Source organism: Blastococcus sp. TF02A-26 (genome assembly GCF_003319125.1).
GTDB lineage: Bacteria > Actinomycetota > Actinomycetes > Mycobacteriales > Geodermatophilaceae > Trujillonella.
Window position 1 is genome coordinate 146,654 of the sequence record NZ_QOHG01000001.1, and the last position, 16,355, is coordinate 163,008.

At 72.9% G+C, this 16,355-nt stretch carries 12 protein-coding genes; 3 read left to right on the forward strand and 9 right to left on the reverse strand.

All coding sequences use genetic code 11. From position 1 onward, the window contains the following. Window positions 1-48 precede the first annotated feature (48 nt). The 5 genes from DQ240_RS00765 to DQ240_RS00780 are packed head-to-tail and all read right to left on the reverse strand — an operon-like array spanning window position 49 to window position 4,732. A complete protein-coding gene (locus DQ240_RS00765) occupies window positions 49-1,116 on the reverse strand; it encodes a DNA polymerase domain-containing protein (RefSeq protein ID WP_113837730.1) in 1,068 nt (355 codons plus the stop codon). Window positions 1,117-1,149: 33 nt separating this feature from the next. Then, window positions 1,150-2,715, reverse strand: a complete 1,566-nt coding sequence (locus DQ240_RS00770; protein WP_113837731.1) for an alpha/beta hydrolase — start codon at window positions 2,713-2,715, stop codon at window positions 1,150-1,152. 49 nt (window positions 2,716-2,764) lie between these two features. After that, window positions 2,765-2,920 (reverse strand): hypothetical protein, encoded by a 156-nt coding sequence (locus tag DQ240_RS23500; RefSeq protein WP_199588958.1) that lies wholly within the window; start codon window positions 2,918-2,920, stop codon window positions 2,765-2,767. A gap of 10 nt (window positions 2,921-2,930) precedes the next feature. Beyond that, a complete protein-coding gene (locus tag DQ240_RS00775; protein WP_113837732.1) occupies window positions 2,931-3,665 on the reverse strand; it encodes a class E sortase in 735 nt (244 codons plus the stop codon). Further along, window positions 3,662-4,732: an ATP-dependent DNA ligase gene (locus tag DQ240_RS00780; protein WP_113837733.1), complete on the reverse strand. Its 1,071-nt coding sequence runs from the start codon at window positions 4,730-4,732 to the stop codon at window positions 3,662-3,664. Before DQ240_RS00780 ends, DQ240_RS00775 begins: the two co-directional genes overlap by 4 nt. A gap of 124 nt (window positions 4,733-4,856) precedes the next feature. On the opposite strand from DQ240_RS00780, the gene DQ240_RS00785 reads away from it, so the two are divergent. Further along, window positions 4,857-6,464, forward strand: a complete 1,608-nt coding sequence (locus DQ240_RS00785) for a serine/threonine-protein kinase (RefSeq protein ID WP_233498381.1) — start codon at window positions 4,857-4,859, stop codon at window positions 6,462-6,464. 8 nt (window positions 6,465-6,472) lie between these two features. Here DQ240_RS00785 and DQ240_RS00790 read toward each other — a convergent pair whose 3' ends face one another. The 4 genes from DQ240_RS00790 to glgX are packed head-to-tail and all read right to left on the reverse strand — an operon-like array spanning window position 6,473 to window position 13,439. Continuing rightward, complete coding sequence (locus DQ240_RS00790) at window positions 6,473-7,192, reverse strand: dihydrofolate reductase family protein (protein ID WP_113837735.1); 720 nt, start codon at window positions 7,190-7,192, stop codon at window positions 6,473-6,475. A 1-nt stretch (window position 7,193) separates the two neighbouring features. After that, window positions 7,194-8,948: a malto-oligosyltrehalose trehalohydrolase gene (gene treZ, locus DQ240_RS00795; RefSeq protein WP_113837736.1), complete on the reverse strand. Its 1,755-nt coding sequence runs from the start codon at window positions 8,946-8,948 to the stop codon at window positions 7,194-7,196. 49 nt (window positions 8,949-8,997) lie between these two features. Continuing rightward, window positions 8,998-11,337: a malto-oligosyltrehalose synthase gene (gene treY, locus DQ240_RS00800; protein ID WP_113837737.1), complete on the reverse strand. Its 2,340-nt coding sequence runs from the start codon at window positions 11,335-11,337 to the stop codon at window positions 8,998-9,000. Continuing rightward, window positions 11,334-13,439, reverse strand: coding sequence for a glycogen debranching protein GlgX (gene glgX, locus DQ240_RS00805; protein WP_113837738.1), 2,106 nt, complete (start codon window positions 13,437-13,439; stop codon window positions 11,334-11,336). Before glgX ends, treY begins: the two co-directional genes overlap by 4 nt. Before the next feature lie 467 nt (window positions 13,440-13,906). Between glgX and uvrB the strand changes: the two genes are divergently transcribed. Then, window positions 13,907-16,027, forward strand: coding sequence for an excinuclease ABC subunit UvrB (gene uvrB, locus DQ240_RS00810; RefSeq protein ID WP_113837739.1), 2,121 nt, complete (start codon window positions 13,907-13,909; stop codon window positions 16,025-16,027). 61 nt (window positions 16,028-16,088) lie between these two features. Beyond that, window positions 16,089-16,259, forward strand: coding sequence for a hypothetical protein (locus DQ240_RS23185; RefSeq protein ID WP_158548472.1), 171 nt, complete (start codon window positions 16,089-16,091; stop codon window positions 16,257-16,259). The last annotated feature ends 96 nt before the right edge of the window (window positions 16,260-16,355 follow it).

A 16,355-nucleotide genomic window follows, 5' to 3' on the forward strand; every position in this document is an offset into this window, starting at 1 on the left:
TCGGAGAGACGGGTTCGCACCCCGCTACGACCGCGGGAGGCCCGGTGCTCAGGCTCCGTCGGCGGCCGGCTTCTTCGCGCGGCTGGGCTGGACCCGCATCGGCTCGCCGGGCATCTTCGGGTAGTCCGGGGGATAGGGCATGTCGCCCAGCCCCTCGTCGGCGGCCTGCCGGTCGGCGAGCTCCAGCAGCGGCTCGATGCCGAACGCGTGGTCGGCCAGGCCGGCGTGCTTGTCACCGACCGCGGCGAACCGCTCCGGCATGGTCAGCACGGTGAAGTCGTGCGGGTGCACGTCGGGCAGCTCGTCCCAGTCCAGGGGCGCGGACACCGGCGCATGCGGCTTGGGCCGGATGGAGTACGCCGAGGCGATCGTGCGGTCCCGGGCCATCTGGTTGTAGTCGATGAAGATCTTCTCGCCGCGTTCCTCCTTCCACCACGACATCGTCACGCGGTCGGGGAGGCGCCGCTCCAGCTCGCGGCCGAAGGCGATCACCGCCCGCCGGACCTCGGTGAACGTCCACCGCGGCTGGATCGGCACGTAGATGTGCACCCCGCGCCCGCCGGAGGTCTTCGGCCAGCCCTGCATGCCGAACTCGGCGAGCAGCTCCCGCACGTGCGGGGCGACCCAGACCGCGTCGGAGAAGTCGGTGCCCGGCTGGGGGTCGAGGTCGATGCGGATCTGGTTCGGCGACTCGACGTCGTCCTTGCCGACCGGCCACGGGTGGAACGTCAGCGTGCCGAGGTTGGCGCACCAGGCGACGACCGCCACCGAGTCCGGTGCGATCTCGTCCGCCGTCCGCCCGCTGGGGAAGGTGATGTGCGCGGTCGGCACCCAGTCGGGGGCGTTCTTGGGCACCCGCTTCTGGTAGAAGGCGTCGCCGGTGTTGTCCATCCGCGTCGACAACCGGGCGCCCTCGAACACCCCGCCGGGCCAGCGCTCGAGGGTGGTCGGCCGGTCCCGCAGGGCGAACAGGATGCCCTCGCCGACCGACACGAAGTAGTTGACGACGTCGATCTTGCGGATGCCCAGCTCGGCGAAGTACGGCTTCTCCGGGTTGGAGACGCGCACCTCGTGACCGGCCACCTGCAGGACCACGGCGTCCTTGCTGGAGGCCATGCACGCCCTTCCGTCGAGGTCAGCGCCCCGGCGTCAGGCCGGGCACACCAGCCCATCCTGCGGGACGACGAGGTCGATCAGGTAGGCGTTCACGGCACCTGTCACACAATCGGTCTTCGGGTAGGCGGTGTGGCCCTGCCCCTGCCAGGTCAGCAGGACGCCGGACTCGAGGTCCTCGGCCATGTCCACGGCACCGGGGAGCGGGGTGACCGGGTCGCCCTGGTTGCCCACCACGAGGATCGGCGCGCTGCCGGCGGCGTCCCGCTCGGGCAGCGGCGTCCGCGGGGCCTCCCACGGGGTGCACGCGTAGAGGCCGGCCGCGGCGTCGGCGCCGAACAGCGGGTAGCGGGCGCCCCAGTCCGCGGCGAGCGGGGCGATCTCCTCGGGGGTGAAGGAGACGTCCTCGGGGGCGTCCGCGCAGTTGATCGCGAGGTTCGCGTCGAACAGGTTGGAGTACGTCCCGTCGTCCAGCCGCTGGGCGTAGCTGTCGACGAGGGACAGCAGCCCGGCGGCGTCCCCGTCGCGGGCGGCGCGCAGGGCCTGGGAGAGCTGCGGCCACGAGCCGGGGTCGTACATCGCCGAGACGACGGCGGTCAGGACGATGCCGGGGGTGCCCTGGCGGGTCTCGCCGGCCTGGCTGCTCGCGATCGGCGCCGTGCCGGCCTGGGTGAGCAGGTCGTTGACGAACAGCCGCGGGTCGTCGCCGACCGGGCAGCCGGAGATCAGGCTGGTGCAGTTGGCCGCGAAGGCGTCGAAGCCGGCCTCCAGCGCGGCGGCATCGGCCTCGGCGTCGGCCTGGATCTCGTCCTTGGTGGCGGGGTCGGGGTCGACGGCGGCGTCGAGCACGAGCGCGCGGACGCGGTCGGGGAAGAGCTCGGCGTAGGTGGATCCGAGCGTCGTCCCGTAGGAGTAGCCGAGGTAGGTGAGCTGCTCGTCGCCGAGCGCCTCGCGCAGGCGATCCATGTCCCGGGCGGTGTCGGTGGTGTTGAACGCGCCGAGCGCGTCGCCGTACTCCTCGGCGCAGCCGGCGGCGACGTCGTCGTAGACCGCGAGGACGGCGTCCAGCTGCTCCGGGGTGGTGGGCCGCGGCTCGTCGGAGAAGAAGGTGTCCTTCTGGGCGTCGGTGAAGCACTCGACCGGCGTGGTGAGACCGACGCCGCGCGGGTCGAAGCCGATCACGTCGAATCGGCGCAGCACGTCCTCGGGGAGGGACTGGGAGAGGTCCAGCGCGGCGTCGGCGCCCGACCCGCCCGGACCGCCGGGGTTGACGACGAGCGAGCCGATCCGCTCGGTCTGACCGGGGAAGCGCGCCCGGAGCACGAACATCGGCAGCGTCTCGCTGTCGGCCTCCTCGTAGCTGATCGGCACGTCGAGGTAGCCGCACTCGTAGGCGATCGACCGGGGGTTGGGCACGCCCAGGCCGAGGATGTCGTCGGTGCAGTCCTGCAGCTCGATCGGCTCGACCTCGGCCGGGGCCGTCGACGACGGGGCAGCGGAGGAGGAGCCGCTGTCCGGCTCGTCCGAGTCTCCGGAGGTGCAGCCGGAGAGGGCGAGGAGCAGGCCGGACGCGGCGGCCAGCAGACCGCGGGAGGCACGCATGATCAACGAGGGTAGGCAGGCTTCCTGGGAGCCGCGAGGCCGATGGGCCCTAGTCGACGGTCACGTCGGTGAACGGGAGCAGGTGCTCGACCCGCGGGAAGACGACGAACAGCAGCAGCGCGCTGACCGCCAGGACCAGCAGCAGGGCGAGGAACGCCTTGCTGCCGGTGCCGCCGGGCAGGTGCCGCCAGATCCACGAGTACACGCCGTCTACCTCAGCCTTCCTGCAGTGCGGGCGGGCCGTCCGGGGCGTCGGCCCGCAGCACCGGACCCCCCTCGAGGACGGCGTGCACGATCAGTCGCTGCCGTGCGGAGTACTCCGGGTGGCAGGTCGTCAGGGTCAGGTACGCGCCCGTCGGCGGCGCCTCCGCAGGGGCCAGCGGGGTGGGGGAGATCACCGAGACGTTCGTCGGGTCGACGATCTGCTGACCGGGTACCGGCCCGGTGCCGAAGTCGCCCGTCGCCGGGTCGCCCAGCACCCGGTAGACGTACCAGGCGTCGGCCGTCTCGACGACGACCGGGTCACCGGGCTGCAGCTCGTCGATCTCCAGGAACGGCGACCCGCGGCCGACCCGGTGGCCGGCCACGGCGAAGTTGCCCTGCTGACCGGGCAGCGCCGTCCCGATGTAGTGGCCGGGCCCCTGCGCCAGCTCGTCCTGCCCGGTGCCCTCGACGATCGCCCGCTCCCAGCCGGCGCCCAGCCCGGGGATGTGCAGGAACGCGAAGGGCTCGCCCTCGACCGGCGTGATCGGCGCCGGGGCGGCACCGGGCACGGCGCCGTCCCACTCGTCGCGCAGCTCGTCCTGCAGCTCGTCCTGCGCCTGGCCGGCCAGGATGTCGGTGACGTACAGCTCGTAGACGACGAACAGCAGCATCACGAAGCCGACGGTGAGCAGCAGCTGCCCGATCCCGCGCAGGCCGGTGCGGACCAGGTCCCCGGCGCGGCTCACCCGGCGAGCACCTCGGCCAGGTCGTAGCGGACCGGCACGTCGAGCTGGTCGTAGGTGCAGCTGCGCGGCTCGCGGTCGGGCCGCCAGCGGAGGAAGTGGCCGGTGTGCCGCAGCCGCCGTCCCTCCAGCTGGTCGTACTTGATCTCCACGACCAGCTCCGGCCGCAGCGGCACCCACGAGAGGTCCTTGCCGGCGTTCCAGCGACTCTGCGCGCCGGGCATCCGGTGCTCCCCGTCCGCGCCGGTCTGCGCGTTCGCCCAGTCCTGCCAGGGGTGGCCGTCCAGCGCCTCGGCCCGGTAGGGGGCCAGCTCCTCGACCAGCTCGGCGCGGCGGGCCATCGGGAAGGACGCCGCGACGCCGATGTGCTGGAGGTCGCCCTCGTCGTTGTACAGCCCGAGCAGCAGCGAGCCGACGATCGGCCCGCTCTTGTGCCAGCGGAACCCGGCGACGACGCAGTCGGCCGTCCGCACGTGCTTGACCTTGGTCATCAGCCGCTGGTCGGGCCCGTAGGGCAGGTCCGCGGCCTTGGCGACGACGCCGTCGAGGCCCGCGCCCTCGAACTCGTCGAACCAGCGCTGGGCGGTGCCGGGGTCCTGGGTGATCGCGGTGGTGTGCACCCGGTCGGTGGTGCGGACGACCTCGGTCAGCCGCGCCCGGCGCTGCGCGAACGGCACCTCCATCAGCGACTCGTCGCCCACGGCCAGCAGGTCGAAGGCGACGAAGGAGGCCGGGGTCTGCTCAGCCAGGAGCGTGACCCGGCTGGCGGCGGGGTGGATCCGCTGGAGCAGGGCCTCGAAGTGCAGCCGGTCCCCGGCCGGGACGACGATCTCGCCGTCGACGACGCAGCGCTCGGGCAGCGCCGCCTTCACGGCCTCCACGACCTCGGGGAAGTAGCGGGTCAGCGGCCGCTCGTTGCGGCTGCCGAGCTCCACCTCGTCGCCGTCGCGGAAGACGATGCAGCGGAACCCGTCCCACTTGGGCTCGTAGAACAGTCCGTCGGCGGTGGGCAGCTTCGTGGCCGCCTTGGCCAGCATCGGCTTGACCGGCGGCAGCACGGGCAGGTCCATGCCCGTCAGTCAATCAGCCCGGCCCCGGCGAGCGCGGTCATCCGATCGGCGGCGCCGAATGGTCGCCGGGCCGCGGGTCGGCGACCATGACGAGTCGGAGCAGGACCGAGCAGGGGAGGGGTGCGTGCAGCCGGGCACGAGCACGATCGCCGACCGCTACGAGCCGCGCGTGCTCCTGGCGACCGGTGGCATGGGCCAGGTCTGGCGCGCGCACGACACCCGGCTCGGCCGGGACGTCGCGCTGAAGGTGCTGCGCAGCGAGTTCACCGGTGACCCGTCGTTCCTCGCCCGGTTCCGGGCCGAGGCCCGGCACACCGCCGTCCTGAGCCACCCGAACATCGCCACCCTGTACGACTACGGCGAGGTGCCGGCCGGCCCGGACTCGCCGGAGCACCTGGCCTACCTGGTGATGGAGCTGGTCGAGGGCGAGTCGCTGTCGCAGCTGCTCGCCCGGGAGGGCCGGCTCGAGCCCCGCCGGGCCGCCGACGTGCTCCGGCAGACCGCTGCCGGGCTGGGCGCCGCCCACGCCCTGGGCGTCGTGCACCGCGACGTGAAGCCCGGCAACGTCCTGGTCGCGCGGGACGGGACGGTCAAGCTCACCGACTTCGGGATCGCGTCGTCGGCGGCGAGCGTGCCGCTCACCGGGACCGGGCAGATCATCGGCACCGCGCACTACCTCTCGCCCGAGCAGGCGCAGGGGGCGTCGGCCACCCCGGCCAGCGACGTCTACGCCCTCGGTCTGGTCGGCTGGGAGATGCTCGCCGGCCGCCGCGCGTTCGACGGCGAGAGCTCGGTCCAGGTGGCGCTGCGGCAGATCACCGACTTCCCGCCGCCCCTGCCCGACGAGGTGCCCGTCGGCCTCCGGAACCTCCTCGACCGGGCGATGGTCAAGGACCCCGCCCAGCGGATCCCGGACGGCGCCGCCTTCCGGCAGGAGGTCGAGGGGGTGCTCGCCGGCCGGGTGCCCGACCCGGTCGACCGCGCGGCGACCGCCGTCCTCCCGCCCCACCTCGTCGCGGCGCCACCGGACGGCACGCGGGTGCTGCCCCCGGTGGGTCTCGCCGCGGCGTCCGGAGGTCCTGCTCCGCGCCCGGCCGCGCACTCCCGCCGGGGCCTCGCCGCGGCGCTCGCCGCCCTCGCCCTGCTGGCGGCACTCGCCGTCGTCCTCGTGCTGACCCTGGGCGACGACGACCCGCGGACCGGCGACGCCGGCCCGACGACGAGCGCCCCGTCGACCAGCGCCCCCTCGACGACCGCCGCGCCCGAGCCCGAGGTCGTCGAGATCGACGAGAGGGACTACCTCGACCGGCCGGTCGGCGAGGTGCAGGCGGAGCTGACCCTGCTGGGCCTGACGGTGCAGCTGCGGCCGGTGACCACCGGCGACGCGGCGGACGGCGCGGTCCTGGCCGTGTCGCCCGACGGGGAGCTGGCCGTCGGCGACACGGTCACGGTCACGCACGTCGTCGCCCCGCCGCCCCCGCCCGCCCCCGCGCCCGCTCCCGCGCCGTCGGACGACGACGGAGGGGACGACGACTCCGGCGGAGGCGACGACGACGGCGGCGGGAACGGCAACGAGGGTGGCGGGAACGGCACCGAGGGCGGCGGGAACGGCACCGAGGGGAACCAGGGCAACGGCAACGGCAACGGCGGTGGCAACGACATCGCCCGGGGCGCCGTGAACGGCAACGGCGGCGGGAACGGCAACGGCAACGGGGGCCGCGGGAACGGCTGAGCGCGGTCTCAGCGCAGCGCGTAGCGGGTGAAGAGGACGCCGTCCTCCTCGAGCACCTGCACCAGCCTCGGCCGCACCACCTCGGGCAGGGTCGCCGGGAGCAGCCGGGTCTCGCCGCCGACCAGCGCCGGGGCGATGGTCAGGTCGAGCTCGTCGACGCAACCGGCCGTGAGTGCGGCGGCGAACAGCGCCGGTCCGCCCTCGCAGACCACCTGCTCCAGCCCGCGGTCGGCGAGGGCGTCCAGCGCGGTCGGCAGGTCGACGTCGTCGTCGCCGCAGACCAGCACGGTCACCCCGGCCTCGGCCAGGGCGGCCCGGCGGTCGGCGTCGGAGGCCGAGCAGGTGACCAGGATCGTGGAGTCCACCGCCAGCCGGTCGCCCGGCGCGATCGACCCCCGCCGGGACACCACCGCGATCGGCGCGGTCGCCGGCCGGCCCAGCGCCGTCCGGAGCGCGCCGACGGCGGAGTCGGCGGCCACCGGCCGGTAGCCCTCCGCGTTCGCCGTCCCCGCGCCGACGAGGACGACGTCGGCCAACGCCCGCAGCGTCCGGAACACCCGCTTGTCGCCGGGGGAGCCGAGCCCGCCGCTGCGGCCCTGGATCGCGATGGCGCCGTCCAGGGAGCCGACGAAGTCCGCCCGCACCGACCGGCCGGGGAGCCGGTAGGCGTCGGCCAGGGCGGCGTCGTCGAGCTCGACCGCCTCCGGGTCCGGCAGCAGGCGGCGCACGTCAGGCGGTGGTGACCACGGCCGCGCTCTCGGCGGGCAGCGTCACGGTCGGTCCGTCCAGCGCGGGGTCCTCACCGGTGGAGAAGAGCACCCTCGTGGCGGTCCGGTCCAGCTCCACCGCGCGCGTCCCGCCCGACAGGTTGGCCACCACCCGCAGCGCGCCGCGGTGCACGACCAGCCAGCGCTCCTCGTCGTCCCAGCCGACCTCGACCGTCGACAGGTCCGGGTCGAGCAGGTCCGGCTCGGCCTTGCGCAGCGCGAGCAGGGCGCGGGTGGTCGCCAGCAGCCGGTCGTGCGGCTCCCTCGCCGGCTCGGACCAGTCCAGCTTGGAGCGGGTGAACGTCTCCGGGTCCTGCGGGTCGGGGACGACGTCGGCGTCCCAGCCGTGCTCGGCGAACTCGCCGATCCGGCCCTTCGCCGTGGCCTCGCCGAGCTCGGGCTCGGGGTGGCTGGTGAAGAACTGCCACGGGGTGGTGGCGCCCCACTCCTCGCCCATGAAGAGCATCGGCGTGAAGGGGCTGGTCAGCACGATCGTCGCGCCGACGGCGAGCAGGCCGGGGGAGAGCGAGGCCGAGATCCGGTCGCCGACCGCGCGGTTGCCGATCTGGTCGTGGTCCTGCAGGTAGCCGAGGAACTTCCAGCCGGGAAGCAACGCGGTGTCGACCGGCCGGCCGTGGTGGCGGCGGCGGAACGACGACCACGCGCCGTCGTGGAAGTAGGCCCCGGTCAGGGTCTTGGCCAGGCCACCCAGCCCCGCCTCGGCGAAGTCGGAGTAGTAGCCCTGCCCCTCGCCGGTCAGCGTCGAGTGCAGCGCGTGGTGGAAGTCGTCGCTCCACTGCGCGGTCAGCCCGAGGCCGCCGGCCACCCGCGGCGTCACCATGCGCGGGTCGTTGAGGTCGCTCTCGGCGATCAGCGTCAGCGGCCGGCCGACGGCGACCGACAGCTTGTCGACCTCCTGCGCCATCTCCTCCAGCACGTGGGTGGCGCGCTCGTCGACCAGCGCGTGGACGGCGTCCAGCCGCAGCCCGTCGACGTGCATGTCGCGCAGCCACATCAGCGCGTTGTCGACGATGTAGCGGCGCACCTCGTCGGAGTCCGGGCCGGACAGGTTGACCGAGTTGCCCCAGGTGTTCGCCCCGCCCTCGGCGAAGATCGGCATGAACAGCGGCAGGTAGTTCCCCGACGGGCCCAGGTGGTTGTAGACGACGTCCTGGATCACGCCGAGACCGCGCTGGTGGCAGGCGTCGACGAACCGCTGGTAGGCCGCCGGACCGCCGTACTCCTCCTGCACCGTGTACCAGAGGACGCCGTCGTAGCCCCAGTTGTGGGTGCCGTTGAAGCCGTTCACCGGGAGCAGTTCGACGAAGTCGACGCCGAGGTCCACCAGGTGGTCGAGCCGGCCGACGGCGGCGTCGAGGGTGCCCGCGGGGGTGAACGTGCCGACGTGCATCTCGTAGACGACGCCACCGGCCAGCGGACGGCCGGTCCACGCCCCGTCGGCCCAGCCGTACGAGGCCGGGTCGTAGCGGCGGGAGAGGCCGTGCACCCCCTCGGGCTGGCGGCGCGACCGCGGGTCCGGCCGGGGCGTGTCGTCGTCGCCCAGCAGGAACCCGTAGTCGGCCTCGGGAGAGGTCTCCACCGAGACGCGCCACCAGCCGTCGTCGTCCCGCTGCATGTCGTGGACGGCGCCCTCGACCTGCAGGCGGACCCGCCCCGGGATCGGCGCCCAGACGGCGAACTCGACGGGCTCGGACATGCGGGCGCCTCCAGCGGCGGGTTCGGGGGTGCGGATGATCATGCCGGTTCTAGGCGCGGACGAGCAGGGCCACCGGCAGCCGTGCCAGCAGCTGGTCGGCGCGCAGGCCGCCGGCGTCGGACACCAGCCGCTCGCCGGTCAGCACGTCGCGCCAGGCACCGGTGGGCAGCTGCAGGGCGGTGTCGCCCCAGCCCGAGCGGGCGAGCGCGACCGGCAGCCGGGTCGCCACGGTCACCGCACCGCCCCGGTCGAAGGCGAGCAGGTGCTCCGCGGCCGACCCGGTGGCGGTCACCGGCGTGTAGCCGGCGAACAGCTCGGGGGAGTCCCGGCGCAGTCGCAGCGCCCGCGACACGACCAGCAGCTTGGCCGCGCCGGTGTCGTCGACCTCCGGCACCCAGCCCTCGTCGAGGCGGGTGAGCAGCTGCCGGCGCAGGTCGTAGTCGACCGGCCGCCGGTTGTCCGGGTCCACCAGCGAGTGGTCCCACAGCTCGGTGCCCTGGTACACGTCCGGGACGCCGGGCATCGTCAGCTGCACGAGCTTCTGCGCCAGCGAGTTGGACCAGCCCGGGAGCGCGATGCGGTCGGCGAACGCGTCGAGTTCGGCGCGGGTGGTGGTGTCGTCGAACGCGGCGTCGACCACCGCCTGCAGCTGCGCCTCGAACTCGGCGTCCTGGTCGGTCCAGGTGGTGGAGAGGCCGGCCTCGCGGGCCGCCTTCTCCGCGAACGCCTGGGCCCGCTCCCGCGAGAGCGGCCAGGCGCCGACCAGGTTCTGCCAGACGAGGTGGGCCAGCGGCCGGTCGGGCAGCGGGTGCCGGTCCAGCAGCCCGCGGACCAGGTCGGCCCACTCACCGGGCAGCTCGGCGAGGACGGCCAGCCGGGCACGGGTGTCCTCGCTGCGCTTGGTGTCGTGGGTGGAGAGCGTCGTCATCGCCTGGGGCTTGCGCGCCAGCCGGTGCGCCTGCGCGGCGTGGAACTCCTCCACGCCGCTGCCGAACCGCGCCGGGTCACCGCCGACCTCGTTGAGCATCGCGAACCGCGCCCACCGGTAGTAGGCGGCGTCCTCCACACCCTTGGCCATGACCGGCCCGCTGGTCTGCTCGAAGCGGGTCGCCGCCTCGGTGCCGGCCGAGGACAGCACCGGGTGCAGGGCGTCCAGCGCGGCGGTCAGGTCCGGCCGGCGCGCGCGGACGGCGGCGACCGTCGCGTCCAGGTGCTCGCGGCCGTCGGGCAGGTAGCTGCGGTAGACGTCGAAGGAGGCCAGCAGCTCGGCCAGCGCCTCGGTCTGCTGTGTCGTGTCGACGCCCGGGAGCTCGCCGATCACCCGCACCAGCCGGGCGACCTCCGAGCCCAGGATGCCGTCGGTGACCTCGCGCTTGGAGTCGTGCACCAGCTGCGCGTAGTCGACCGGGGCGCCGGCCAGCTCGGTGTCCAGCTCGGTCAGCACCGCCTCGCCGGCCGGGTCGACCAGCACCTGGTCGACCTCGCTCAGCGCGTCGTACCCGGTCGTCCCGGCGGTCGCCCAGCTCTCCGGCAGGTCCTCCCCGGGCTCGAGGATCTTCTCCACGACCGTCCACCGGCCGCCCGACGCCTCGGCGAGCCGGTCGAGGTAGCCCTTGGGGTCGGCCAGCCCGTCCGGGTGGTCGATCCGCAGCCCGTCGACCGCGCCGGCGTCGACCAGCTCCAGGACCAGCCGGTGCGTCGCCGCGAAGACCTCCGGGTCCTCGGCGCGCAGCCCGGCGAGGGTGTTGATCGCGAAGAAGCGCCGGTAGTTGAGATCGGAGTCCGCCCGGCGCCAGTCGACCAGCTCGTAGTTCTGCCGCGCGTGCACCTCCTGCGGGGTGCCGCTCCCGGTGCCGGGGGCGAGCGGGAAGCGGTTGTCGTAGTACCGCAGCTCGCCGGCTCCGCCGCCCCCACCCTCCCGGCCGACGACCTCGAGCTTCTCGACGTCGTCCGCGGAGCCCAGCACGGGGATGCGGACCCGCCCGCCGCCGAAGTCCCAGTCGATGTCGAAGGCACCGGCATGGGCGCTGTTCCGGCCGTGCTGCAGCACGTCCCACCACCACGGCGCCTCGGCGGGGTCGGCGACGCCCATGTGGTTGGGCACCAGGTCCAGGACCAGGCCGAGACCGCGCTCGTGCAGCGCGGCGACCAGGCGGTCGAACGCCTCCCGGCCGCCGCGTGCCTCGTCGATGTGCTCGTGGTCGACGGTGTCGTAGCCGTGGGTGCTCCCCGCCGCCGAGCGCAGCAGCGGCGAGGAGTACGCGTGGCTGATCCCCAGGGCCGCCAGGTGGTCGACCACGGCGGCCGCGTCGTCCAGGGTGAAGTCGGCCGTCACCTGCAGCCGGTACGTCGCCGTGGGGACGGCGCGCCGGTCCTCGGTCGAGGTCACGGAGCGGCCTGCAGGACCACGGTCGCCCGGGCGGCCACGGTCAGCGTCTCGCCGGCCTTGACCACCACGGGCTCGACCTCGTCCAGCTCGGCGGTGTCGACCACGACCGTCCAGCCCTCGGCGTACTCCGCGGGCGGCAGCGTGAACTCCATCGGCTCGTGGTGGGCGTTGAAGGCCAGGTAGAAGCAGTCGTCGACGACGTCCTCGCCCCGCTCGTCGGTCTCCCGGATGCCGTGGCCGTTGAGGTACATGGCCAGCGACTTGGCGAAGCCGACGTCCCAGTCCTCGTCGCTCATCAGCTCGCCGCCGGGGGTGAACCACGCGACGTCCTGGACCGGGTCGCCCTCCTCGCGGCGCACCGGCCGGCCGTGGAAGAACCGGCGGCGGCGGAACGTCGGGTGGTCGTTGCGGAGCTTGGTCACCATCTTGGTGAACTCCAGCAGGCCCTCGTCGACGTTCTCCCAGTCGATCCAGGTCAGCTCGGAGTCCTGGCAGTAGCCGTTGTTGTTGCCGTTCTGGGTGCGACCGAGCTCGTCGCCGTGCAGCAGCATCGGCACGCCCTGGCTGAGCATGAGCGTGACGAGGAAGTTCCGCTGCTGCCGGGCGCGGAGCGCCAGGATCTCGGCGTCGTCGGTCTCGCCCTCGACGCCGTGGTTCCAGCTGCGGTTGTGGCTCTCGCCGTCGTTGTTGCCCTCGCCGTTGGCCTCGTTGTGCTTCTCGTTGTAGGAGACGAGGTCGCGCATGGTGAAGCCGTCGTGGGCGGTGACGAAGTTGATGCTCGCCACCGGCCGGCGACCGGAGTGCTTGTAGAGGTCGGCCGAGCCCGAGATCCGGCTGGCGAACTCGCCGATGGTGGCGTCCTCGCCCCGCCAGAAGTCGCGGACGGTGTCGCGGTACTTGCCGTTCCACTCGGTCCACAGCGCCGGGAAGTTGCCGACCTGGTAGCCGCCGTCGCCGACGTCCCACGGCTCGGCGATCAGCTTGACCTGGCTGACCACCGGGTCCTGGTGCACGAGGTCGAAGAACGCCGAGAGGCGGTCGACCTCGTGGAACTGGCGGGCCAGCGTGGAGGCCAGGTCGAAGCGGAAGCCGTCGACGTGCATCTCGGTGACCCAGTAGCGCAGCGAGTCCATGATCAGCTGCAGCGACTGGGGGACGCGGACGTTGAGCGAGTTCCCGGTGCCCGTCGTGTCCATGTAGTACTGCTCGTCGCCCTCGACCAGCCGGTAGTACGTCCGGTTGTCGATGCCCTTCATGGACAGCGTCGGGCCCATGTGGTTGCCCTCGGCGGTGTGGTTGTAGACGACGTCGAGAATGACCTCGATGCCGGCCTCGTGCAGGGCCCGGACCATGCCCTTGAACTCCTGCACCTGCTGCCCGTCGCTGTTCTGCGCGTACTCGTTGTGCGGCGCGAAGAAGCCGATCGTGTTGTAGCCCCAGTAGTTGCGCAGGCCCTTCTGCAGCAGCGTGTCGTCCTGGACGAACTGGTGCACGGGCATGAGCTCGATCGCGGTGATGCCGAGCTCCTGGAGGTGCTCGATGACCGCCGGGTGGGCGATGCCGGCGTAGGTGCCGCGCAGCTCCTCGGGGACCCGCGGGTGGGTCATCGTCAGGCCCTTGACGTGGGCCTCGTAGATGACGGTCTTGTTGTAGGGGATCCGCGGCGGCCGGTCGACGCCCCAGTCGAAGTACGGGTTGACGACGACGGACTTCGGCATGTGCGGCGCGGAGTCGTCGTCGTTGCGGTCACCGGACCCGAAGCGGTAGCCGAAGCAGGCCTCGTCCCAGTCGATCGAGCCGTCGATCGCCTTGGCGTAGGGGTCCAGCAGCAGCTTGTTGGGGTTGCAGCGGTGCCCGTTCTCGGGCTCGTACGGGCCGTACACGCGGAAGCCGTAGCGCTGGCCGGGCTGGATGCCCGGGAGGAAGGCGTGCCAGACGTAGCCGTCCATCTCGGGGAGCCGGATGCGCTCCTCGTTGCCCGCCTCGTCGAACAGGCAGAGCTCGATCTTCTCGGCGACCTCGCTGAAGATCGCGAAGTTGGTGCCGGTGCCGTCGTAGGTGGCACCCAACGGATAGGCGCTGCCGGGCCACACCTGGGTCATGCGGGGATCCTCCTGCGAGATGCCCCCGTCGTCTCCGGGGGCGGTGGCCTCCTGCCGCGGCCGTCGGCGGGAGGTCGGGGCGCTGCCGCCCCGGACGCCCCGTGCCCCCGCCGGGTGCCCCGCACACCTCCGGGTGGTGTCGGAACGGACACGTCACCCTGCGTCGTCGCAGCCGTCACGCGGCGCGGACGACGACGCCCCCCACGGCGGTGCCGTGGGGGGGCGTCGTACGCAGAAGGGGCGGTCCCGCCGGGGTCCGACCTCGCCCGGGACCCGGGTGGCGCTGGTCCCCGGCCGGGACCGCTCCTGCGCGCGGGACACTATCGGTCCCGGGGGCCGATGACGAGCACCCTCGTCGCGCGGATGCAACCCGCGGACCACTCCCCGTCCCACCCGGCCCGGACGTCGCAGGCGACCGGTCCCGTCACAGCCGCCGTTCTGTCGTACCTCCGTCGTACCGTCGTCGCGTGCGAGCGAAGACCGACCTCAAGCGGCCCACGCGGGGGCGCTTCCGCGTCGTCAGCGAGTTCCAGCCCTCGGGCGACCAGCCGGCGGCGATCAAGGCACTGGCCGAGCGGGTGAACGCCGGCGAGGAGCACACCGTCCTGCTCGGTGCGACCGGTACCGGCAAGTCGGCGACGACCGCCTGGCTCGTCGAGCAGGTGCAGCGGCCCACGCTGGTGATGGCGCCGAACAAGACCCTCGCCGCGCAGCTGGCCAACGAGTTCCGCGAGCTGTTCCCGGACAACGCCGTCGAGTACTTCGTCAGCTACTACGACTACTACCAGCCCGAGGCCTACGTCCCGCAGACGGACACCTACATCGAGAAGGACTCCTCGATCAACGAGGAGGTCGAGCGGCTGCGGCACTCGGCGACCAACAGCCTGTTCACCCGGCGCGACGTGATCGTGGTCGCCACCGTCTCCTGCATCTACGGCCTGGGGACGCCGGAGGAGTACGTCGAGCGCTCGCTGAAGATCAAGGTGGGGGAGGAGCGCGACCGGGACGAGCTGCTGCGCACCCTCGTCACCGAGCAGTACACCCGCAACGACCTCTCCTTCACGCGCGGCACGTTCCGCGTCCGCGGCGACACGATCGAGGTCTTCCCGGTCTACGAGGAGCTCGCGGTCCGGATCGAGATGTTCGGCGACGAGGTCGAGCGGCTGTACTACCTGCACCCGCTGACCGGTGAGGTGGTGCGCGAGGTCGACGAGCTCTTCGTCTTCCCGGCCACCCACTACGCCGCCGGCCCGGAGCGCATGGAGCGGGCCATCGGCTCGATCGAGGCCGAGCTCGAGCAGCGGCTGGCCGAGCTGGAGCGGCAGGGCAAGCTGCTCGAGGCCCAGCGGCTGCGCATGCGCACCACCTACGACATCGAGATGATGCGCCAGGTCGGCTTCTGCTCCGGCATCGAGAACTACTCGCGGCACATCGACGGCCGCGCCCCCGGCTCGGCCGGTTCCTGCCTCCTGGACTACTTCCCGGACGACTTCCTGCTGGTCATCGACGAGTCGCACGTGACCGTGCCGCAGATCGGCGGCATGTACGAGGGCGACATGAGCCGCAAGCGCACCCTCGTGGAGCACGGCTTCCGGCTGCCCTCGGCGATGGACAACCGCCCGCTGAAGTGGGAGGAGTTCACCGACCGGATCGGGCAGGTCGTCTACCTGTCGGCCACCCCGGGCCCGTACGAGCTCGGCCGCACCGGTGGGGAGTTCGTCGAGCAGGTCATCCGCCCGACCGGCCTGATCGACCCCGAGGTCGTGGTCAAGCCGACCAAGGGCCAGATCGACGACCTGGTGCACGAGATCCGCACCCGGGTCGAGAAGGACGAGCGGACCCTGGTCACCACGCTGACCAAGAAGATGGCCGAGGACCTCACCGACTACCTGCTCGAGATGGGCATCAAGGTCCGCTACCTGCACTCGGAGGTCGACACCCTGCGCCGGGTCGAGCTGCTGCGCGAGCTCCGGCAGGGCGAGTACGACGTGCTGGTCGGCATCAACCTCCTGCGCGAGGGCCTCGACCTGCCCGAGGTCTCGCTGGTGGCGATCCTGGACGCCGACAAGGAGGGCTTCCTCCGGTCGGGCACCTCGCTCATCCAGACGATCGGCCGCGCGGCGCGCAACGTCTCCGGCCAGGTGCACATGTACGCCGACAAGATCACCCCGTCGATGGCGCAGGCGATCGAGGAGACCAACCGCCGGCGCGAGAAGCAGGTCGCCTACAACACCGAGCACGGCATCGACCCGCAGCCGCTGCGGAAGAAGATCGTCGACATCCTCGACGGCATCTACCGCGAGGCCGAGGACGGCACGGCCGGCGAGCTGCTCGGCGGCTCCGGCCGGCAGCAGTCGCGCGGGAAGTCGCCGGTGCCGGGGCTGTCGTCCAAGGCCAAGGCAGGCAAGGCCGGAGCCATCGACGTGCAGGGCCTCCCGCGCAACGAGCTGGCCGACTTGATCACGCAGATGAACGAGCAGATGCTGGCCGCCGCCCGCGAGCTGCAGTTCGAGGTGGCCGCCCGGCTGCGCGACGAGCTGACCGAGCTCAAGAAGGAGCTGCGCCAGTTCGACGCCGCCCACGCCTGAGGAAGGACCCCGCTGCCCCCACCACTCCCAGGCTCGCGGCGGGCCCCTGCAGTCGGGCCGGGTGGCGCGACGGCACCCCGGCGCTGTCACGGTCAGCGCCTGCGTCGGCCGGTACGGGTGGAACGCCGCCGACGTCGCCGGTCGGGTGCCAGGCAACGAGGTGCGCGAGCTGGTCGACGCCTGCTGCGACGCCGTCGTCGCGGCGCTGGCGAGGAGCAGGCGCCCGAGCTGAGACCGGCCTCACATCGTCGTGGGGAACCCGCCGAGGGGGCGGGCCGTTGCACCCGTCGAGACCGCCTGACGCGACGGCCCGGTGCCGCATGCCCGG